The sequence below is a fragment of the Kitasatospora sp. NEAU-69 genome (genome assembly GCF_057158765.1).
This window is the reverse complement of sequence record NZ_JBWXUE010000016.1, coordinates 80,533-102,070: the sequence shown is the minus strand read 5'-3', so window position 1 is coordinate 102,070 and position 21,538 is coordinate 80,533. Positions and strand designations below refer to the sequence as shown.

The window sequence follows — 21,538 nt, the reverse complement described above, 5'->3', positions numbered from 1 at the left end:
GCCCGGCGGGTCTGCGTGCCGGTACGCCGGGAAGCGGCGGGCAGGGCCTAGTCTTCAGATCATGGCAGCGGTCGGCGGGAACCCCGCACAGAATGGCGGAACGAGCAAGGAGTCGGCGTCGATCCCCGCGGCAGAGCCGCCCGTCAACGCCTTCCGCAGCGCGGTCGAGGCGCTGACGGCCGTGCGGCCGCGCCCCGAGGTGCTGCTCGAACCGGCCCCCGCGCCGCGCCGGCTGGCCCCGTACAGCTGGGCGGTGACCGCCTCGGTCGAGCTGGACGGCGAGGAGCTGGCCGACGGGCGCTTCGTGCTTCTGCACGATCCGGCGGCGCCCGAGCCGTGGCAGGGCGAGTTCCGGGTGGTCACGATGACCCGGGCCGAGCTGGAGCCGGAGATCGCCGGTGACCCGCTGCTCTCCGAGGTCGGCTGGTCCTGGCTGATGGACGCGCTGCAGACGCACGGCGCCGGCTTCACCGAGCCGGGCGGCACGGTGACCCGGGCCGCCTCGCAGTACTTCGGCGCGCTGGCCGAGCGCCCGCCGTCCACCGAGATCGAGCTGCGGGCCTCCTGGACGCCCGCCGACGGCCGGTTCGAGCGGCACCTGACCGCCTGGACCGACCTGCTCTGCGTCTGCGCCGGACTGCCGCCGACCACACCGGTGCCGCTGCCGTCGACCGACGCGCCGTCACTCGGCGGAGTGGTCCCGATGCCGGCCCGGCGTCGGCCGCGCTCACACTGAAGGCTGACGGACGCTCAGTCACCCCCGGCATGCCGTAATCGGGCCACCACCTGCGCACGGGGCATCACGGCGCGTCAACTACCGCCCACCGCATGACCGTTTCGCTCCGAAGACGACCGATTTCTTCCGACTTGCGGGCATGTCATGGCAATCGTCCACGCGATTTGTCCGTATTGTGACTCACTAGATCGTGATCATTCGCTAAAGCCGGACACGGTTGATGCCGAAGCAGTCTGTGACCCTATTCCACACGCGGAACACTCCGACTCCTTCGCCCATCGGGGTTCCGTCCGCCACTCCCCCAGGAGGCACGGTGTCGGTCCTTCTCGAGCACCCCGCAAACGTGGTCGCCTACCGCCCGACCAAGCCCACCGCGATGGTGGTGATCGCCGACCCCCGGGTCCGCAGCACCGTCACGCGGCACCTCTGGGCGCTCGGCGTGCGCGACGTCATCGAGGTGTCGTCCATCGCGGAGGCCCGGCCCCGGGTCTCCACCCCGCGCGACATCTGCGTGGCCGACGTCCACCTGCCGGACGGGTCGGGGCTCACCATCCTGGCCGAGACCCGCGCCGCGGGCTGGCCGAACGGCCTGGCGCTGTCCGCCGCCGACGACATCGGCGCGGTGCGCAGCGCGCTGGCCGGCGGGGTGAAGGGTTACGTGGTCACCGGCACCCGGACCAACGTCGCGATGCCGGGCCGCCCCGGGCTGCCGCTCGGCGCCGCGGGGCTGGCCGGACGGCTGCGCCGGCCGGGGATGCCCGGCTCCCCCGGCCACGTCGGAGCGCCCGGCGCACCCGGCGCCACCGGTGCGCCCGGGGCCCCGCCGGCCGCCTACCGGGAGCTGTCCGGGCGCGAGGTCGAGGTGCTGCGGCTGGTCGCGGAGGGTCAGTCGAACAAGGCGATCGGGGTCGCGATGGGACTCTCCGCGCTCACCGTGAAGAGCCACCTGGCCCGGATCGCGCGCAAGCTCGGCACCGGCGACCGGGCCGGCATGGTCGCGGTCGCGCTGCGGACCGGGATCATCCACTAGTGGTCCGCAGGCGGTCCGGAGGAACGTTTCCTCCGGACCGCCGCGCGTATCCGGGCAGGTCCGCGCCCGACGATCAGGCTCCCGCCGGCAAGGCTCGTCGTACCCTTGGGGGGTGACCGACGCCGCAGAAGCCATCGCCCTAGAGACCGCCCCGGTGCCGCTGCTCGAACCGAGGGAGGGGCTGCCACCGGTCGTGGCCGACGACGAAGCGCTCGCCGCCGTCGTCACCGCTTTCGCCGGTGGCACCGGACCGGTCGCCGTGGACGCCGAGCGGGCCTCCGGCTACCGCTACGGCCAGCGGGCCTACCTGATCCAGCTGCGCCGGGCCGGCTCCGGGACGGCGCTGATCGACCCGATCGCCTGCCCCGATCTGAGCGGCCTCGGCGAGGTGCTCGCCGACGCCGAGTGGGTGGTGCACGCGGCGACCCAGGACCTGCCCTGCCTGGCCGAGGTGGGCATGCGCCCGCAGCGCCTTTTCGACACCGAGCTGGCCGGCCGGATCGCCGGGTTCCCGCGGGTCGGCCTCGGGCCGATGACCGAGAGCGTGCTCGGCTACTCGCTCGCCAAGGAGCACTCCGCGGTGGACTGGTCCACCCGCCCGCTGCCCGAGCCGTGGCTGCGCTACGCCGCTCTGGACGTCGAGGTGCTGGTCGAGCTGCGTGACGCACTCGAACAGGAGCTGGACGGCCAGGGCAAGCTCGACTGGGCGCTGGAGGAGTTCGCGGCGATCGCGGCCGCCCCGCGGCCCGCGCCCCGGGTCGACCCCTGGCGGCGCACCTCCGGCCTGCACAAGGTCCGCCGGCGCCGGCAGCTGGCCGCGGTCCGCGAGCTGTGGCAGACCCGGGACAAGATCGCCCAGGAGCGCGACGTCTCCCCCGGCCGGGTGCTCTCGGACGCCGCGATCGTCAACGCCGCGCTCGCCATGCCGCTCGCGCTGCCGACCCTGCAGGCGCTGCAGGGCTTCGGGCCGCGGGTGCACCGGCGGCAGCTGGAGCAGTGGCTGGCCGCGATCGAGCGGGCCCGCGCGATCCCGGAGGCGCAGCTGCCGCCGGCCGCCGCCCCGCACGAGGGCCCGCCGCCGCCGCGCGCCTGGGCCGAGAAGGACCCGGTCGCCGCGGCCCGGCTCGCCGGCGCCCGGGCGGCGATCGCCGAGCTGGCCGAGGAGCACAAGCTGCCGGCCGAGAACCTGATCACCCCCGAGCTGATCCGGCGGATCTCCTGGGACCCGCCGGCCGCGCCGACCGCACCCGCGATCTCCGACGCACTACGCGCGCTGGGCGCCCGCCAGTGGCAGGTCGCCCTGGTGGCCGGACCGGTCGCCGAGGCCTTCGAGGCGGCCCGCGAGGCTTCCTGAGCCAGGACCGCGTAGCGAGCGAGCCAAAGGGCGCGCCGGTGCCGAGAGGGAGAAGGGCCAAGCGACCGAGGTACGAGGGAGCGCAGTGCCCGCCGACCGTCGGCGCCGGGTTCGAGCGCCCGGCGGCGAGCCGAGCACAAAACAAGGGTGTCGGGGGACACACCCCGACGGGGAGACCCGGCCCTGGGCAAGTTGGTTACCGACCAGTAGCATGGCTGGTGAAGCAGCGTGGCTCGTTTCGAGCGCGTCGCTGCGCACCATGCCATGTCCCCTGGGAGGAGAGCCCCCGTGCCTCGTACCGCGAGGGACGTCGTCTTCGTTGACGGCGTCCGCACCCCGTTCGGCAAGGCCGGCCCGAAGGGCATCTACCACGAGACCCGTGCGGACGACCTGGTCGTCAAGTGCATCCGGGAGCTCGTGCGCCGCAACCCGAACCTGCCCGTCGAGCGGATCGACGAGGTCGCCGTCGCGGCCACCACGCAGATCGGCGACCAGGGTCTGACCATCGGCCGTACCGCCGCCATGCTGGCCGGCCTGCCGAAGTCCGTTCCGGGCTACTCCATCGACCGGATGTGCGCCGGCGCGCTGACCGCCGTCACCGCCACCGCGGGCGGCATCGCCTTCGGCGCGTACGACATCGTCGTCGCCGGTGGCGTCGAGCACATGGGCCGGCACCCGATGGGCGAGGGCGTGGACCCGAACCCGCGCTTCGTCTCGGAGAAGCTGGTCGACGAGTCCGCCCTGTTCATGGGCATGACCGCGGAGAACCTGCACGACCGGTTCCCGCACCTCACCAAGGAGCGCTGCGACGCCTACGCGGTGCGCTCCCAGGAGAAGGCCGCCAAGGCGTACGCCAACGGCGACATCCAGCCGGACCTGGTGCCGATCGCGATCCGCAACACCAACCCCGAGGTCGGCGAGACCGGCTGGGGCCTGGCGACCACGGACGAGCCGATGCGCCCGGGCACCACGATGGAGTCGCTGGCGAACCTGAAGACCCCGTTCCGCCCGCACGGCAACATCACCGCGGGCAACTCGGCCGGTCTGAACGACGGTGCGACCGCCTCGCTGCTGGCCGCCGAGGACGTGGCCGAGGAGCTCGGCCTGCCGGTCAAGATGCGCCTGGTCTCGTACGCCTTCGCGGGCGTCGAGCCCGAGGTCATGGGCATCGGCCCGGTGCCGGCCACCGAGAAGGCACTGGCCAAGGCCGGCCTGACGATCGACGACATCCAGGCCTTCGAGGTCAACGAGGCCTTCGCCGTGCAGGTGCTGGCCTTCCTGGACCACTACGGCATCGCGGACGACGACGAGCGGGTCAACCCGTTCGGCGGCGCGATCGCCTACGGCCACCCGCTGGCCTCCTCGGGCGTGCGCCTGATGAACCAGCTGGCCCGCCGCTTCGAGCAGCGCCCGGACATCCGCTACGGCCTGACCACCATGTGCGTCGGTTTCGGCATGGGCGGGACCATCATCTGGGAGAACCCGCACTTCGAGGGTGGTAAGTGATCATGAGCAACACCACTGAGCTCCTCAAGCGCGGCGCCGAGCTGTTCCCGGGCGAGGTCGTCACGACCGCGCACGTGCGCCACCTGGACCTGCCGCTGCAGGCCGGCCGGATCGCGCTGATCACGCTCGACAACGGCTTCGACCACACCAAGCCGACCACCTTCGGCCCGGGCTCGCTGATCAAGCTGTCCGAGGCGCTGGACCAGGTCGAGGCCGAGGCGGCCGAGGGCAAGATCGCCGCCGTCGCGATCACCGGCAAGCCGTTCATCTTCGCGGTCGGCGCCGACCTCAAGGGCGTGGAGATCCTCAAGGAGCACTCCGACGCGCTGGCCATCGGCAAGGGCGGCCACGAGGTCTTCAAGCGGATCGCCGCGCTGCCGGTGCCGAGCTTCACGTTCTACAACGGCGCCGCGATGGGCGGCGGTGTCGAGGTCGGTCTGCACTGCACCTACCGCACCGTCAGCTCCGGCGTGCCGGCCTTCTCGCTGCCCGAGGTCTTCCTCGGCCTGGTTCCCGGCTGGGGCGGCTGCACCATCCTGCCGAACCTGGTCGGCCCGGCGAACGCCGTCAAGGTCATCATCGAGAACTCGATGAGCCAGAACAAGCAGCTCAAGGGCAAGGAGGTGTTCGAGCTCGGTATCGCTGACGCGATCTTCGAGCCGGCCGACTTCCTGGAGCAGTCGATCCTGTGGGCCGCCAAGGTCCTCAAGGGCGAGACCGTCGTCGCGCGCCCCGAGATCGACCGCGGCGAGAACTGGGACCAGTGCATCGCCTGGGGTCGCGCGGTCGCCGACGCCAAGGTGCACGGCGCCGCTCCGGCCGCCTACCGCGCGCTGGACATCATGGCCGCCGCGAAGGACGGCGACCTGCAGAAGGGCTTCGACGCCGAGGACGTGGCGCTGGCCGACCTGATCATGGGTGGCGAGCTGCGGGCCGGTATCTACTCCTTCAACCTGGTGCAGCGCCGGGCCAAGAAGCCGTTCGGCGCGCCGGACAAGTCGCTGGCCCGCCCGGTCACCAAGGTCGGCGTCGTCGGCGCCGGCCTGATGGCCTCGCAGCTGGCACTGCTCTTCGCGCGCCGCCTCGAGGTGCCGGTGGTGCTCACCGACATCGACCAGGCGCGGATCGACAAGGGCGTGGGCTACGTGCACGCCGAGATCGACAAGCTGCTCGGCAAGGGCCGGATCAACGGCGACAAGGCGAACAAGCTCAAGGGCCTGGTGCGCGGCTCGCTGGACAAGGCCGCCGCCTTCGGCGACGCGGACTTCGTCATCGAGGCCGTCTTCGAGGAGATGGGCGTCAAGCAGAACGTCTTCGCCGAGCTGGAGGCCGTGGTCTCGCCGAGCTGCGTGCTGGCCACCAACACCTCCTCGCTCTCGGTCACCGAGATGGCCTCCAAGCTCCAGCACCCGGAGCGCGTGGTCGGCTTCCACTTCTTCAACCCCGTCGCGATCCTCCCGCTGCTGGAGATCGTCCGGGCCGAGAAGACCGACGACGCCTCGCTGGCCACCGCCTTCGGCGTGGCCAAGAAGCTGAAGAAGACGGCCGTGCTGACCAAGGACGCCCCGGCGTTCGTGGTGAACCGGATCCTGACCCGCTTCATGGGCGAGATCCAGAACATCATCGACGAGGGCACCTCGTTCGAGACCGTCGAGGCCGCGGTGCAGCCGCTCGGCCTGCCGATGTCCCCGATCGCGCTGCTCGAGCTGGTCGGCCCGGCCATCGCGCTGCACGTCTCGGAGACGCTGCACGGCGCCTTCCCGGAGCGCTTCAGCGTCTCGGAGAACCTCGGCAAGGTGGTCAAGGCCGGCAAGCGCGGCTTCTACATCTGGCAGGACGGCAAGCAGGTCCTCGACCCCGAGGTGCTGGAGCTGCTCTCGTTCGGTGACAGCGCGCTGACCGAGGAGCAGGTGCGCGCCCGCGCCCTGGACGCGGTCGCGCAGGAGATCGGCCTGATGCTCGACGAGGGCGTCGTCGGCGAGGCGCAGGACATCGACCTGTGCATGATCACCGGCGCCGGCTGGCCGTTCCACCTGGGCGGGATCACCCCGTACCTGGACCGCGAGGGCGTCTCCGAGCGGGTCAACGGCAAGAAGTTCCTGGCCCCGGGCCTGGCGTCGGTCCCGGCCTGACGCACCCGCAGCCCGACTCCGGTCGGCGCAGCTTGAAGGGCGGTCCGCTCCACATCGGAGCGGGCCGCCCTTCGGCTTGCCCGGGCCCAGGAGGCAGTGGGGCAGAGCGTATCGGTTGAGACTCGGCTATGTACACCAAATTCGGACAAAGCGCATAATACCGTTAGGCCAAGCGGTTCAGACTTGCACACGAAGGAGGCGAGTCGTATGGCCGACGTCTCACATCAAGCAAGTGACCTCTCCACCCACCCCGACATCTCGGAGATGCGGGCCCGCTACGCACGGATGATGGACGGGCCGCAGGGGGTGGCCGTCGACGGACTGGTGTTCCTCGCCGGTCTGTACCTGGCGATCTCGCCCTACGTGGTGCACTTCAGCACCGTCAGCCATGAGCTGACGGTCTGCAACCTGATCGTCGGCATCGGTATCGCCGCGCTCGGGCTCGGTCTCACCATCGCTCCGGCCCGGATGTTCGGGCTGACCTGGGCGATGGGCGCGGCCGGGGTCTGGCTGATCATCTCGCCCTGGGTGGCCACGGTCGGCCACACCGCGAACAAGGGGATGATCTGGAACAACGTGATCGTCGGCGGGCTGACCGTGCTGCTGGCCTTCACGGCCGCTGGAATCCTGCAGAACCGGCGCCGGATCTGACCGGCCGGTGCAGCAGGGCGTGGTCTACCGGCCGGTCGGTCCTACTTCCTGAGCCGGTAGACCACGGTGTCGCCGTAGGCGCCGACCACCTCGTAGTGCGAGTCCAGCAGGTCCTCGATCTTGGGCACCAGGGACGGCTGGTACGGCGCGTCGCCGGAGTCGTCCACCACGATCTCGGGCAGGCCCTTGGCGAGCTCCTGGTCGAAGGTCTGCCAGGCGTCCGGCACGCTGTACTGCTCGCCGACGTCCGCGCCGCCCTTGCCGCCGCTGAAGTTGGTCAGGAAGCCGGCCGTCAGGTAGCGGGTGGCCGGGCGGCGGTCGGAGAGCCAGTAGAGCTCCGGGTGCATGCCCCAGACCAGCACGGTGTCCTTGGGCGTGCTGCGCGCGGCGACGGCCGTGGCGACCTGGGTGGTCTGGCTCATCGCCTGGCCGGGCCAGGCGACCGCGAGCACCCAGAACGCGGTGGCGGCGACGGAGCTGTAGACCATCACCGGCTTCCACTTCACCGCCGAGACGGCGACCGCGCCCGCGCCGAGCAGCACCAGCGGCGGCATCAGCTGGAGGTAGTAGTGGCCGAAGAAGTGGAACCCGGTGCAGACCGCGACCACTGAGGAGCCCAGCCAGATCCACAGGTCGCTGACCGAGCCGTGCGCGACGCCCGCGGTCGGCAGGCTGCGCCCGGTGCGCAGGCGCGCCCAGAGCCGGTACGCCAGCGGGAAGAGGAAGCCGAGTCCGGCGGCGGCCAGGATCGCCGAGTTGCCGAGGGCGCGGCCGATCATCAGCAGCCAGTCGCCGTTCAGCGAGGCGTAGTCGCCGCTGCCGGTGACCACCCAGAACAGGAAGCCCTTCGGCTTGGTCAGGATGATCGCGACCAGCGCTATCGGCAGCGCGAAGCCGAACGCGGTCTTGAAGAGCGGGGCCTTCCACGGCGCACCGCGCCGCCGGGCGTCCTGGAAGAGCATCCAGAGCACCGGCAGCAGCACCGCGCCACCGGTCTGCTTGGTCAGCGAGCAGACCGCCACCGCGATGCCGGCGGCCAGCCAGCGACGCCGCTCGGCGTACCGGAACGCGGCCACCATGGCGGGCAGCATGAAGACCTCGAAGGTCGCCGCCTGGGTGTCCTCCGGTGAGAGCCCGATCGAGAGCAGCAGGTAGAGCACGCCGGCCGCGCAGCCGGCCCGGTTGCCCCAGCGGCCGCGGGCGATCGAGGCGAGCAGCACCGCGGTCACCAGGTGGGCGACGATCGCCAGGGTGCGCAGCGGCCAGAGCGAGAGCGAACCGAAGACCGAGAAGCAGGCCTCGTAGAGCCAGGGCAGCAGCGGGGGCTTGCGGTCCACCACGGTGTCGTAGAGCACACCGCCGTCGGCCAGCATCCGGGCCTGGGTGGCCAGGTAGCCCTCGTCGGGGCTCCAGACCGGCCGCAGGAAGGACGGGATGTGGGTGAGCACCGCCAGCAGCGCCAGCACCGGCACGACCCGGGTCCAGTACCCGGTCCGCACGCGCGCGGTCAGCCGTGCCGCCGGCCCGGGGGGCTCGGTGGCCGGCTCCGCCGGCGGCGCGGCCGGGCGTGGCGGGGTGGCAGTGTCGATCGGCACGAGGGACAACCTACCTGGCGGAACCGGCGGTCAGTCCGCCGATCCCGCCTTTGGGTATGACTGTCACTTTGTAACACCGGCTACTTCGGCGTTGACGTCCAGCCGTGACACCAGCGCGGTGACCTGACGGGCGATGTCGGGCGCGGTCAGCCCGATCTCGGCCATGATCTCCTCGCGCTTGGCGTGGTCGAGGAACTCCTGCGGGATGCCGAAGTCGCGCAGCGGCAGGTCCACCTCGGCGTCGCGCAGCGCCTGGGCGATCGCCGAGCCGACGCCGCCGGCCCGTCCGTTGTCCTCGACCGTGACGACCACCCGGTGCTCGGCCGCCAGGCCGGGCAGCGCGGCGTCCACCGGCTTGACCCAGCGCGGGTCGACCACGGTGGCGCTGATGCCCTGGGCGTCCAGCAGGGCGGCGGCCTCCAGGCAGAGCGGGGCCAGCGCGCCGACCGAGACGATCAGCACGTCCGCGCGCCGCTCGCCGTCAGCGACCGGGTCCGCGCTGCCGTGCAGCACGTCCATCCCGCCGATCCGGCCGACCGCGGCGACCGCCGGGCCGACCGAGCCCTTGGAGTAGCGCAGCACGGTCGGCGCGTCCTCGACCGCGACGGCCTCGCGCAGCTGCGCGCGCAGCTGCTCGGCGTCACGCGGCGCGGCGAGCCGCAGACCGGGCACGACCTGCAGGATCGACATGTCCCACATGCCGTTGTGCGAGGCGCCGTCGGTGCCGGTGACGCCCGCGCGGTCGAGCACGAAGGTGACGCCGAGCCTGTGCAGCGCGACGTCCATCAGGACCTGGTCGAAGGCCCGGTTGAGGAAGGTCGCGTAGACCGCGACGACCGGGTGCAGGCCGGCGGTGGCCAGGCCGGCCGCCGAGACGGCCGCGTGCTGCTCGGCGATGCCGACGTCGAAGGTGCGCTGCGGGAAGGCCTTCGCGAAGTCGGCCAGGCCGACCGGGTGCAGCATCGCGGCGGTGATCGCCACGATGTCCTCGCGCTCGCGGCCGAGCTCGACCATCTCGTCGGAGAAGACCGAGGTCCAGTCCTTGCCGGAGGTCTTCACCGGCAGGCCGGTGTCCGGGTGGATCACGCCGACCGCGTGGAAGCGGTCCTCGTCGTTCTGCAGCGCGGCGTGGTAACCGCGGCCCTTCTCGGTGATGCAGTGCACGATCACCGGGCCGCCGAAGCCGCGCGCCTTGCGCAGTGCGGACTCCAGCGCGGTGATGTCGTGGCCGTCGATCGGGCCGAGGTACTTCAGGCCGAGGTCCTCGAACATGCCCTGCGGGGCGATGAAGTCCTTCAGGCCCTTCTTCGCGCCGTGCAGCGCGCCGGCCAGCGGCTCGCCGATCACCGGGGTGCGCTGCAGCGCGTCCTTGCCCCAGGTCAGGAAGCGCTCGTAGCCCTGGGTGGTGCGCAGCGTGCTCAGGTGGTTGGCCAGGCCGCCGATGGTCGGGGAGTAGGAGCGCTCGTTGTCGTTGACGACGATCACCAGCGGGCGGTCCTGCGACTCGGCGATGTTGTTCAGCGCCTCCCAGGCCATGCCGCCGGTCAGCGCGCCGTCACCGGTGACCGCGACCACCGGGCAGTCCTTCAGGCCGCGCAGCTGGTTCGCCTTGGCGATGCCGTCGGCCCAGCCGAGCACGGTGGAGGCGTGCGAGTTCTCGATCACGTCGTGCTCGGACTCGGCCCGGGACGGGTAGCCGGAGAGGCCGCCCTTCATCTTCAGCCGGCTGAAGTCCTGCCGGCCGGTCAGCAGCTTGTGGACGTAGGACTGGTGCCCGGTGTCGAAGAGGATCCGCTCCCGGGGGGAGTCGAAGACCCGGTGCAGGGCGATGGTCAGCTCGACCACACCGAGGTTCGGGCCCAGGTGTCCGCCGGTCTTGGCGACCTCCTCGATCAGGAAACCACGGATCTCCTCGGCGAGGGCAGACAGCTGCCCGGGGGTGAGCCGGTCGAGATCGCGCGGTCCCCGAATGCGGGTCAGCAGGGACACCCGTTCCTCCTCTATCGGTACGAATCAGGGCAGGCTCTCGGTCCACCCAGCTGGTCGAGTCTAATGTCCACCCGTCGGACGCTTCGCGGCGCGGGCCCCGTTCGGGTCGATGAGCAGGCGCGCAAACGCCCGGGACGCGCCCCTTGATTCGGGCGCGTCCCGGGCTTCACACCTCTGATCGGGCTCGGGGCGGCGTCAGCCGCGGCCGGAGGACTTCTGGGTCTTGCGGGAGACCGCGTCCAGCACCACCGCGGCCAGCAGCACCGCACCGGTGATCATGTACTGGATGGACTGGTTGATGCCCAGCAGGTCCAGGCCGGTGATGATGGACTGGATCACCAGCGCGCCGAGCAGCGCCGACCAGGTCTTGCCCCGGCCACCGAACAGGCTGGTGCCGCCGATCACGGCCGCCGCGATGGCGTCCATCAGCGTGTTGCCGCCGCCCAGCTGCTTGTCCGCGAAGCCGGACTGCGAGGCGATGAAGAGACCGCCGACCGCGGCCAGACCGGCGGAGATCATGTAGACCGAGATCCGCACCCAGGCCACGTTGATACCGGCGCGGCGGGCCGCCTCGATGCCACCGCCGACCGCGAAGACCTTGCGGCCGTAGGTGGTGCGGCGCAGCACGAAGTCGGTGATGACGACCACACCGAGGAAGACCACCAGCGCCAGCGGCAGCCCGCGGTCCTGGTTCAGCACGTAGGCCACGGCGAAGGCGAGCACGGCCAGCAGTGCGGCGCGCACCACGATCTCGCCGACCGGCTTGGCCGGCAGGCCTGCCTCGCGACGGCCCTTGGCGCCCAGCAGCGCGGCCGCCAGGTACCCGGCCACGCCGAGCGCGGCCAGCCCGTAGGCGGCGGCCACCGAGTTGAAGAAGTAGTTGTCCAGGTTGGCGATCACGCCGTTCGGGATGTTGTTGAGCGTCCCGGTGGTGCCCATCACGTAGCCCTGCAGACCGCTCCAGCTGAGGAAGCCGGCGAGCGTGACCACGAAAGCGGGCACGCCGATCTTGGCGAAGAAGAAGCCGTGCAGCGCGCCGATCGCCAGCGCCGTGACGATCGCGACCAGGATCGCCAGGTACTCGTTGACGCCGTGCTGGACGGCGAGCACCGCGGATATCGCGGCGGAGGCACCGGCCACCGAGCCGAGCGACAGGTCGATCTCACCGAGGATCAGCACGAAGACGATGCCGACCGAGATCAGGCCGGGGCCGGCGACGTAGAGGGCGATGTCGGAGAGGTTGTGCGGGTCCAGGAAGTGGCCGTTGAGACCCTGGAAGATCACCGCGATCAGGATCAGGCCGAGCACCACCGGGAGCGAGCCCAGCTCGCCGCCGCGCAGCTTGCGCTGGAACTCGGCCAGGTAGCCGGCGAAACCCTGCTCACGGACCAGCAGGCGGGGGTCTACGGCGGGGATCGGCGCCGCGCTGTCGGAGGTCTGAGTCACCGTAGAGGCTTTCTGGCTCGTCTCGTTCTTGCTCACTTGGTCGTCTCCGCGACTCGGGCCTGACGGCGGGTCACCGCGTTGTCGGTGGCACCGGTGATGGCCGAGATGATCGTTTCCTGGCTGGCGCTGGCGACCGGGAAGACACCGTTGTTGCGGCCCAGGCGCAGCACCGCGACCTGGTCCGCCACGGCGCGCACGTCGGCCATGTTGTGGCTGATCAGGATCACGCCGAGGCCGCGCTCGCGCAGCCGCTCGACCAGGTCGAGCACCTGGGCGGTCTGCTCGACGCCGAGTGCGGCGGTCGGCTCGTCCAGGATCACGATCTTCGGGTCGCCGATCAGCGCGCGGGCGATCGCGACCACCTGGCGCTGGCCGCCGGAGAGGGCGGCGACCGGGATCCGCACGCTCGGGATCCGGATCGAGAGCGTGTCCAGCAGCTCCTTGGCCCGCTTCTCCATGGCCACCTCGTCGAGCCGGCCGCCGCGGACGAGCTCGCGGCCGAGGAAGAGGTTCGCGACCACGTCGAGGTTGTCGCAGAGCGCGAGGTCCTGGTAGACCGTCGCGACACCGAGCGCCTGGGCGTCCTGAGGGCGGTTCAGCTGGACCGGCTTGCCGGCCCACTCGATGCTGCCCTCGTCGATCGGGTGGACGCCCGCGATCGTCTTGACCAGCGTGGACTTGCCTGCGCCGTTGTCGCCGACCAGCGCGACGACCTCGCCGGCGTGCACCTCGAGGTCGACGTCGGTCAGCACCTGGACGGCACCGAAGCGCTTGGAGACGCCCCGCAGCGCGAGGACGGGTATGTCTGACTGAACCATCTGTGGCTCCTTCGGGGGTCAAAAGGGGCGCACGTGGTTCAACCTCGCACGCCGAACTGCCGACAGGGGCCGGTCGGACCGGTACTCAGGTCCGGCCGGCTCGTCGTTCTGCTGAAGCCGCGTCTACTACTGGATGCCCGCGGCCTTGCAGGCGTCGGCGTACTGGGCGGTGCAGATGTCCGAGGCCTTGTAGAGGCCGTCGGCGATCACGGTGTCCTTGACGTTGGCCTTGGTCACCACGACCGGGGTGAGCAGCAGGGACGGGATCTTCAGACCGTTGCTGTCGGAGGAGGCGGTGGCGGTGCCGGTGACGTCCAGACCGTGCAGCAGGTCGACCGCGATGGTGGCGGCGCCCTCGGCCTCCGGCTTGTACGCCTTGTAGATGGTGTAGGACTGGTCGCCGGTGAGGATCCGCTGGATCGCGTCGGAGGCGGCGTCCTGGCCACCGACCGGCATGTTGTTGATGCCGGCGGTCTTCAGCGCGGTGATGATGGCGGCGGCCATGCCGTCGTTGGCGGAGTAGACGGCCTGGAAGCCGTTCTTGCCGAGCGAGGTGATCGCGGCGCCGATCTTCTGGCTGGCCACGGTGGGCTTCCACTCACCGGACTGCTCGTAGACGACCTTGCCCACGGCGGAGTCGAGCACCTTGTGCGCACCGGCCTTGAACATGCCGGCGTTCGGGTCGTTGTCGTCGCCGTTGATCATCACGATGTTGGCGCTCTTGGCGTTGCCGCCGTTCGCGTTGAGCGCGTCCACCAGGGCCTGACCCTGGAGCTCGCCGACCTTCTCGTTGTCGAAGGAGATGTAGGCGGCGACCGGGCCGGAGGCGAGCCGGTCGTACGCGATGACCTTGACGCCCTGCTTCTGCGCGTCGGTCACCCAGGACGCGGTGCCCTTGGCGTCGACCGCGTCCAGCAGGATCACCTTGACGCCCTGCGCGACCAGGGTGTCGAACTGCTGCTTCTGGGTCGCCGCGTCGCCGTTGGCGTTGTTGTACTTGACGGTGCAGTCGCCGCAGAGCGCCTTGACCTTCGCCTGGATGAGCGGCTTGTCGAACGACTCGTAGCGGACCGAGGAGGAGTTCTCCGGCAGCAGCAGGCCGACCGTCTTGGTGTCACCCGAGCTCGCGCTGGTGCTGCTGCTTCCACCCGCCTTGCCACAGGCGGCCATGGTGAGGGCCATCGAGACCGCGGCGGTGCCGATGACGACGCGACGCATCATTGCGTTCATGGTGGGGGAGACCTCCCTGACAGGGCCGCAACATTGCGGCGAGGTGGAAGGAGTCAACCCGCCACCTCGGCTTGGCGTCAACAAGTAAAACCAAGACAGCCGCGATCCAAACCCTTTCGTTATCTTCCCGAAGCCCAAGTCGCGACTAAACGGACAGAAGCCACCTACCACCCTGACTCGGCGGCAGGTTTCCGAGCGTCAGCCGCGGGTCGTGGCAGCCTGTCCGGCATGTCCGAGTGCGCCCGTTTCGCCCATTTCGCTCATCACCAGCGCGAGCGCCCCCAGCACCTCCGCGCGGCCACCCAGGGTGCCCGGAACGATGGAGAGCTGACGGGCCGCCGAGGGGATCGCATAGCGCGCCACCGAGTCCCGGATCGGGGAAAGCACCAGCTCACCGGCCTCGGCGAGGTCCCCGCCGAGGATCACCCGGCGCGGGTTGAGCAGGTTGCACAGGGTCGCCACACCGGTCCCGATCTGCCGCCCGGCGTCCGCGATCACCCGGCGGCAGCCGAGGTCGCCCTGCTGCGCCAGCTGGACCACCTTCGAGAGGGTCAGCTGCTGTTCGTGGCTCGCGTTCAAGAGGTTGAGCAGGTAGCGGGAGCCGACGAAGGTCTCCAGGCAGCCGCGGTTGCCACAGCGGCAGACCGGCCCCGCCTCGTCCAGCGTGATGTGCCCGATCTCGCCGGCCGTGCCGCCCGGACCGCGGTAGATCTGACCGTTGATGACCAGTCCGGAGCCGACGCCGCTGGCCACCTTGATGTACGCCAGGTCGCTCAGCCCGCGGCCCGCGCCCCAGACCAGCTCGCCGAGCGCACCGAGGTTCGCGTCATTGTCGACGTGTACCTCCATGCCGAGGCGCTTGGCCAGTTCACGGCCCGGCGCGATGCCCGTCCAGCCCGGCAGGATCGCGGTGGAGCCGAGCGCGCCGGTCTCCACGTCGATCGGGCCGGGCACACCCAGGCCCACCCCGATCACCTTGTCCGAGCGGAAGCCGGCCTGCTCCAGCAGCCGCGCGACCAGCGCCTCGGCCCGGGCGAAGCCCTGCTCGGCGGAGACGTCGACGTTCATCGGCTCGCTCTCCTCGGCGAGCACCCGGTGGGCCAGGTTGCCGACCGCCACCCGCAGGTGAGAGTGGCCGAAGTCGATGCCGACGACGATCCCGGCGTCCCCGCTCAGCGAGACGCTGCGGGCCCGGCGGCCGCCGGAGGAGGTGTCCGCCACCACCACAGTGCCGGCCTCCTTCAGCTCCCGGACGATGTTGGAGACCGTGGCCGCCGAGAGCCCGGTGGCGCGGGCGATCTCGGCCTGGGTGAGCGAGCCGGCCATCCGCACCGCGCGCAGCACGCGTTCGAGGTTGGCGCGGTGCAGTGAGGACTGCGAACCCGGCGTGTCCATGGACATGTTTAACCCTCTCTCGGGGCACGGGGACTCGACCGTTCCCGTGCCGCGCCGCGCCATTGCGACGGAGCTCGCTTGCCGATACCGCCGAACCTCCCGGTGGCGGTGGCTCAACCAGATGTTCACCTTCAACTTGTGAACTCTATGCTGCTCCGGGCCCCGGCAGCCGCGTCAAGGCCGAAGCCGGTTCGTTGCGCGACCCGGGCGGCAGGCGTGGGGGCGTCGCCGAGCGCCCCGCGCACGCGGCGGAGCGAAGCCGGGGCGGGCGCGGGGGCGGCGCAGGGGCGAAACGGGGTGGAACGGGGTGGATGGGGGCAGAGCGGTACGGGTCCGGACAGAGCAGAGCAAGGCGGGGCAAGGCCCAGCAGAGCGGCAGGCAAAGGGCTGGTCAACGGCAGGGCGCCGGCCGGGCCCGACCTGGGGATGGCCGAAAACAGTCCGCCCTTACGATGTCCTTACTCTCAGCTGTCCCACCAGTACCAGCCGTTCACTGGGCCGGGGTGGGCGGCCCGCATCAGCAGAATGACGGGGATTCACATGGCAGGGGATCAGCACAGCGCCGGGCCAAACGGCCCGCAGGACGCCGCACCGGGCTTCGGCCCTGCCCCGGGGAACTGGCCGGCCGCCGACCCGGCCGCTGCGGCGGCTGCGGCTGCGGCTGCGGCTGCGGCTGCCGTGGCGGAACAGGCGACCCAGCTCGACGTCTCGGCGATCCCCGCCAAGCCCGGCGCGGCCGTGCCCCCGCCGCCGGCTGCCGCCCCGGCTGCGGGCGCTCCGGCTGCTCCGGTTGCTCCGGCTCCGGGTGCCCCGGCTCCTGGCGCTCCGGCCCCGGGTGCTGCGGCCGCCGGCGTCGCGTACCAGCCGACCGAGCTGGCCTTCCCCGCGCAGGCTCCCGCTCCCGGCCCCGCTCCCGCCGTCGCTCCCCCGGCCGCCGGGTACGGCTACCCCCAGCCGGTGGGCGCCCCGCCGCAGCCCGCGCCCGGTTTCGGCGCGCCGCAGGGCTACGGCCCGCCGGTGCCGCCACCGGCCCAGGGTGGTTACGGCGTCCCGCAGCCCGGCTACCCGCAGCAGCAGCCGGCGCCCGGCGGCTACGGCTACCCCGGCGCGGCGCAGCCCGGCTTCGGCCAGCCTGGCGTCGGCCAGCCCGGCGTCGCGCAGCCCGGTGGCGTGCAGCCCGGCTGGGTGGTGCCCGGCGCCCCGGCCAAGCAGCGCAACCCGGTCCTGGTCTTCGGCGCGATCGCCGGCACGGTCCTGGTGATCGCCATCGTGATCGGCCTGGTCGTGCTCGGCAGCGGGGCGAAGAAGAACACCGCGTCCGGCAGCACCGGCGGCACCGCCCTGACCAGCGGCGGCGCCACCGGTAGCACCGGAACCAGCAGCAGCGGCGGCGGCACCCAGGCCGGCAAGCTCAACCCGGTCTGGACCGTGCCGAAGTCCACCGCCGGCACCAGCGACTCGCGCACGCTCGGCCAGTGGACCACCGACAAGCTGCTGGTGCGCGGCGACGCCACCGGTCTGACGGGATACAACCTGACCGACGGCAAGGTCGCCTGGACGCTCCCGACCCCGAGCGGCACCAAGGCGATCTGCAGCATGTCCAGCAACGTCAACAAGGACAACATCGGCGGCGTCAGCTTCAACCTCGGTGACAACGACTGCTCGGCGGTCGGCGCGATCAACGCCGCGACCGGGCAGCTGATCTACAAGGTCGGCTCGCCGCAGAACAACAAGAGCTTCGACACCAAGGTGACCGTCACCGACAACACGCTGGCCGCCGCCAGCGGCTCGCTGCTGGCCGGCTTCAACCTGACCAACGGCCAGCCGGTCTGGAGCTACCACGACCGCGGCCAGTTCTGCAACGACAGCGCGGACGCGGCCGGTTCGGTCGTGGTGGTCAGCGACTACTGCCCCGAGGCCACGCCGAACCAGCAGGTGATGGTGCTGGACGCGGACAGCGGCAAGACCACCCAGACCTTCCCGCTGGCCAGCGAGGAGGACCACCTCGAGGCGATCGTCTCCGCCAAGCCGCTGGTGCTCGCGATCTACTCGGGCACCGACAACGACTTCGTGCAGGGCATCGACGCGTCGGGCAACCCGATGGCGCGCATCCCGCTCAAGGTCACCGGCGCCGACAAGCTGCAGCTCTCCGCCGCCTCGGACCCGTACACCAAGAGCCTGGTGATCGGGAACACGCTCTACGTCGAGGTGATGCAGAGCGACAAGAACGCGATCGAGGCGATCGACCTGACCTCGGGCAAGACGCTGTGGACCACCGACGGCAAGGCCCTGGACGGGCTGCGCCTGGTGGACCGGCACGACACCAGCGGCAACGCGACCGCGATCGCGATGGACGGCTACGACAAGGGCAACCGGCTGGTCACGCTGTCCGCGGCCGACGGCACGGTGACCCAGACCGGGTCGTTCGCCACCAAGAGCTCGACCTTCATGCCGTTCCAGAACGCGCAGGTCTACGCCTCGGACGACGGCCGGGTGCTGAGCATCCCGCAGCTGCCGATGGACTCCACCGCGACGCTCTACGCCAAGGGCTGACGGCTGCGCAGCAGCCGCCGGCACCCGCCGCACCGCAGGGCCCGCGCTTCGGCGCGGGCCCTGCGGCCGTTCCGGTCGGTCTTCAGATGGCCTCCAGGCCGTCTCCACGTGGTCTCCAGCGGCTTCCGGTAAGGAAATTTCCGTGGTGCGGTGTGGAGGGCGTGGGAGGATTCGGGCAAGAAGCCTGACGAAGGAGTCCTGCCAGTGCCCGGCACCAACTTGACCCGTGAGGAGGCCCGTACCCGGGCCGCTCTCCTGCACGTGGATGCGTACGACGTCGAGCTCGACCTGAGCTCGGCCCGCGACGGTGGCACGTTCCGGTCCACCACAGTGGTCCGCTTCACCGCCGCCCAGCCCGGCGCCGCCTCGTTCATCGACCTGGTCGCGCCCGCCGTGCGGGAGATCGTGCTGAACGGCGAGCAGGTGGAGCTCTCCGCCTTCGCCGACAGCCGGATCGCGCTGACCGGCCTGGCCGCCGAGAACGAGCTGCGGGTGGTGGCCGACTGCGCGTACACCAACACCGGCGAGGGTCTGCACCGCTTCGTCGACCCGGTGGACGGCGAGACGTACCTGTACAGCCAGTTCGAGGTGCCGGACGCCCGCCGGGTGTTCGCCAGCTTCGAGCAGCCCGACCTCAAGGCGACGTTCCGCTTCACCGTGACCGCGCCGCGCGGCTGGGTGGTCGTCTCCAACTCCCCCACCCCCGAGCCCACCGGCGACGGGGACACCCAGCTCTGGGAGTTCTCCCCCACCGGCCGGATCTCCACGTACATCACCGCGCTCGTCGCCGGCCCGTACGTCGGCGTCTTCGACGAGTTCACCCACGGGGAGCAGGTCGTCCCGCTCGGCATCTACTGCCGCCCCTCGCTCAAGGAGTACCTGGACGCCGAGGCGATCTTCGACGTCACGAAGCAGGGCTTCACGTACTTCCAGGAGAAGTTCGACTTCGCCTACCCGTTCGAGAAGTACGACCAGCTCTTCGTACCGGAGTTCAACGCCGGCGCGATGGAGAACGCGGGCGCGGTGACCCTGCGCGACCAGTACGTCTTCCGGTCCAAGGTGACCGACGCGTCGTACGAGCTGCGCGCCGCCACGATCCTGCACGAGCTGGCCCACATGTGGTTCGGCGACCTGGTCACCATGGAGTGGTGGAACGACCTCTGGCTCAACGAGTCGTTCGCCACCTACGCGGAGATGGTCGCGCTGGTCGAGCCGGCCGGCACCCAGTGGCCCAACGGTTGGACCACGTTCGCCAACCAGATGAAGACCTGGGCGTACCGGCAGGACCAGCTGCCCTCGACCCACCCGATCATGGCCGAGATCAACGACCTGGAGGACGTCCAGGTCAACTTCGACGGCATCACGTACGCCAAGGGCGCCTCGGTGCTCAAGCAGCTCGTCGCGTACGTCGGCCAGGACGCCTTCTTCGCGGGCGTGCGGGCCTACTTCAAGGCACACGCCTGGGGCAACACCACGCTCGCCGACCTGCTCGGCGCGCTGGAGAAGGCCAGCGGGCGCGACCTGAAGGCCTGGTCCAAGGCCTGGCTCGAGACGGCCGGCATCAACGTGCTGCGCCCGGAGATCGAGCTGGACGCCGAGGGCCGGATCACCGCCTTCGCGGTCCGCCAGGAGGCCCCGGCCCTGCCCGAGGGCGCCAAGGGCAGCTCGGCGCTGCGCCCGCACCGGATCGCGATCGGCTGCTACGAGCTGGTCGACGGCAAGCTGGTGCGCACCGACCGGGTCGAGCTGGACGTCGACGGCGAACTGACGGCCGTCCCGCAGCTGGTCGGCCGGCAGCGCCCGGCCGTCGTGCTGCTGAACGACGACGACCTCTCGTACGCGAAGCTGCGGCTCGACCCGGCCTCGCTCGCCGTGGTCACCGAGCACCTGGGCGACTTCGCCGACCCGCTGCCGCGCGCGCTCTGCTGGTCGGCCGCCTGGGACATGACCCGGGACGGCGAACTCGCCGCCCGCGACTACCTCGCGCTCGCCGTGGCCGGCCTGCCGCGCGAGTCCGACATCGGCGTGGTGCAGTCGGTGCACCGCCAGGCCAAGCTCGCGCTCGACATGTACGCCGACCCGGTCTGGCGCGAGCAGGGCCTGGTCCGCTGGGCCACCGCCGCCGAGGAGCAGCTGCGCGCGGCCGCCGCCGGCAGCGACCACCAGCTCGCCTGGGCCCGCGCGTTCGCCTCGGTCGCCCGCACCGACGAGCAGCTCGCGCTGCTGGCCGGCCTGCTCGACGGCTCCACCGAGCTCCCCGGCCTCGCCGTGGACACCGACCTGCGCTGGGAGCTGCTCACCCGCCTGGTCGCCACCGGCCGTTCCGGCGAGGAGGCCATCGCCGCCGAGCTGACCCGCGACAACACCGCGGCCGGCCAGGAGAAGGCCGCCACCTGCCGCGCAGCCCGTCCGACCGCCGAGGCGAAGGCGCAGGCCTGGGCCTCGGTCGTGGACTCGGACGAGCTGACGAACTACATCCAGGACGCCGTCATCGGCGGCTTCAACGTCGCCGACCAGCGCGAGCTGCTGGCCCCGTACACGGGCAAGTACTTCGACGCGCTCAAGGGCGTCTGGGAGAGCCGCAGCCACGAGATCGCCCAGCAGATCGCCGTGGGGCTCTACCCGTCCTACCAGGTCTCGACGGCCACCCTGGAAGCCACCGACACCTGGCTGGCCACCGCCGAGCCGGCCCCGGCCCTGGCCCGCCTGGTGATCGAGTCCCGCTCAGGCGTGGAGCGGGCCCTGAAGGCCCAGTCGGCCGACCGCGCAGCGGGCGCGCAGAGCTGACACCCCGTTCGGGGTAAGGGGCGGCGGGGGCGAACCCCGCCGCCTCCGTGCAGTAGTAAGCAGAGAAGGGCCCTGCCAGAGAGATCTGGTGGGGCCCTTCGTCGTTGTGCGTGATCAACTGCGTGACTATTACTCAGGATCCTGCTGGAACACTCCTCAGCCGGATACCCAACGGCGCACCCGGGACCTCCAGGTGCTGGCGAAGCCGCCCGATCGAGGATCGAACCGTCCCGCTCGGCGGCCTGCCTGCCTTCAGCCACCTATCGCTCGATCATTTCCAGTCACACAAGGAACTCGGGACTGCCAAGTTCAATCA

Annotated in this window: 14 protein-coding genes; 8 read left to right on the top strand and 6 right to left on the bottom strand. The window is 71.1% G+C overall.

Annotated elements, in window-relative coordinates; all coding sequences use genetic code 11:
- Positions 1-61: 61 nt before the first annotated feature.
- The 6 genes from AC060L_RS20180 to AC060L_RS20155 all read left to right on the top strand — a co-directional run bounded on the left by AC060L_RS20180 (position 62) and on the right by AC060L_RS20155 (position 7,409).
- Positions 62-736, top strand: coding sequence for a DUF3000 domain-containing protein (locus AC060L_RS20180; RefSeq protein WP_483800207.1), 675 nt, complete (start codon positions 62-64; stop codon positions 734-736).
- 313 nt (positions 737-1,049) lie between these two features.
- The gene (locus AC060L_RS20175) at positions 1,050-1,766 is read left to right on the top strand and encodes a LuxR C-terminal-related transcriptional regulator (RefSeq protein ID WP_483800206.1); all 717 of its coding nucleotides are present in this window, start codon (positions 1,050-1,052) and stop codon (positions 1,764-1,766) included.
- A gap of 112 nt (positions 1,767-1,878) precedes the next feature.
- The gene (locus AC060L_RS20170) at positions 1,879-3,120 is read left to right on the top strand and encodes an HRDC domain-containing protein (RefSeq protein WP_483800205.1); all 1,242 of its coding nucleotides are present in this window, start codon (positions 1,879-1,881) and stop codon (positions 3,118-3,120) included.
- 288 nt (positions 3,121-3,408) lie between these two features.
- Positions 3,409-4,626, top strand: coding sequence for a thiolase family protein (locus tag AC060L_RS20165; RefSeq protein WP_483800204.1), 1,218 nt, complete (start codon positions 3,409-3,411; stop codon positions 4,624-4,626).
- 2 nt (positions 4,627-4,628) lie between these two features.
- Entirely contained in the window at positions 4,629-6,758 is a 2,130-nt protein-coding gene (locus tag AC060L_RS20160) for a 3-hydroxyacyl-CoA dehydrogenase NAD-binding domain-containing protein (RefSeq protein WP_483800203.1), read from the top strand.
- 207 nt (positions 6,759-6,965) lie between these two features.
- On the top strand, positions 6,966-7,409 hold the full coding sequence (locus AC060L_RS20155; protein WP_483800202.1) for an SPW repeat protein: 444 nt from the start codon (positions 6,966-6,968) through the stop codon (positions 7,407-7,409).
- 41 nt (positions 7,410-7,450) lie between these two features.
- On the opposite strand, the gene AC060L_RS20150 is transcribed toward AC060L_RS20155, so the two are convergent.
- The 6 genes from AC060L_RS20150 to AC060L_RS20125 form a co-directional block, all read right to left on the bottom strand.
- Positions 7,451-8,998, bottom strand: a complete 1,548-nt coding sequence (locus tag AC060L_RS20150; protein WP_483800303.1) for an ArnT family glycosyltransferase — start codon at positions 8,996-8,998, stop codon at positions 7,451-7,453.
- A 69-nt stretch (positions 8,999-9,067) separates the two neighbouring features.
- A complete protein-coding gene (gene dxs, locus AC060L_RS20145; RefSeq protein WP_483800201.1) occupies positions 9,068-10,993 on the bottom strand; it encodes a 1-deoxy-D-xylulose-5-phosphate synthase in 1,926 nt (641 codons plus the stop codon).
- A gap of 195 nt (positions 10,994-11,188) precedes the next feature.
- Positions 11,189-12,475, bottom strand: coding sequence for a sugar ABC transporter permease (locus tag AC060L_RS20140; RefSeq protein WP_483800200.1), 1,287 nt, complete (start codon positions 12,473-12,475; stop codon positions 11,189-11,191).
- Positions 12,472-13,257 (bottom strand): ATP-binding cassette domain-containing protein, encoded by a 786-nt coding sequence (locus AC060L_RS20135; RefSeq protein ID WP_483800199.1) that lies wholly within the window; start codon positions 13,255-13,257, stop codon positions 12,472-12,474. Before AC060L_RS20135 ends, AC060L_RS20140 begins: the two co-directional genes overlap by 4 nt.
- A 126-nt stretch (positions 13,258-13,383) precedes the next feature.
- A complete protein-coding gene (locus AC060L_RS20130) occupies positions 13,384-14,487 on the bottom strand; it encodes a sugar ABC transporter substrate-binding protein (protein ID WP_483800198.1) in 1,104 nt (367 codons plus the stop codon).
- Between the two features lie 198 nt (positions 14,488-14,685).
- Positions 14,686-15,882, bottom strand: coding sequence for an ROK family transcriptional regulator (locus AC060L_RS20125; protein ID WP_483800302.1), 1,197 nt, complete (start codon positions 15,880-15,882; stop codon positions 14,686-14,688).
- A gap of 540 nt (positions 15,883-16,422) precedes the next feature.
- Here AC060L_RS20125 and AC060L_RS20120 point away from each other — a divergent pair.
- Both AC060L_RS20120 and pepN read left to right on the top strand, forming a co-directional pair.
- Positions 16,423-18,435 carry an outer membrane protein assembly factor BamB family protein gene (locus AC060L_RS20120; RefSeq protein WP_483800197.1) on the top strand — a complete coding sequence of 671 codons (2,013 nt, stop codon included), beginning with the start codon at positions 16,423-16,425 and terminating at the stop codon, positions 18,433-18,435.
- A gap of 204 nt (positions 18,436-18,639) precedes the next feature.
- A complete protein-coding gene (gene pepN / locus AC060L_RS20115) occupies positions 18,640-21,222 on the top strand; it encodes an aminopeptidase N (protein WP_483800196.1) in 2,583 nt (860 codons plus the stop codon).
- Positions 21,223-21,538 lie beyond the last annotated feature (316 nt).

What these genes read in the sequence shown, in the direction of transcription:
- AC060L_RS20180 (WP_483800207.1), top strand. Translation starts at nt 62, where the DNA reads ATGGCAGCGGTCGGCGGGAACCCCGCACAGAATGGCGGAACGAGCAAG.
- AC060L_RS20120 (WP_483800197.1), top strand. Translation starts at nt 16,423, where the DNA reads ATGGCAGGGGATCAGCACAGCGCCGGGCCAAACGGCCCGCAGGACGCC.
- AC060L_RS20135 (WP_483800199.1), bottom strand. Translation starts at nt 13,257, where the DNA reads ATGGTTCAGTCAGACATACCCGTCCTCGCGCTGCGGGGCGTCTCCAAG.
- AC060L_RS20130 (WP_483800198.1), bottom strand. Translation starts at nt 14,487, where the DNA reads ATGAACGCAATGATGCGTCGCGTCGTCATCGGCACCGCCGCGGTCTCG.
- AC060L_RS20160 (WP_483800203.1), top strand. Translation starts at nt 4,629, where the DNA reads ATGAGCAACACCACTGAGCTCCTCAAGCGCGGCGCCGAGCTGTTCCCG.
- AC060L_RS20125 (WP_483800302.1), bottom strand. Translation starts at nt 15,882, where the DNA reads ATGGACACGCCGGGTTCGCAGTCCTCACTGCACCGCGCCAACCTCGAA.
- AC060L_RS20155 (WP_483800202.1), top strand. Translation starts at nt 6,966, where the DNA reads ATGGCCGACGTCTCACATCAAGCAAGTGACCTCTCCACCCACCCCGAC.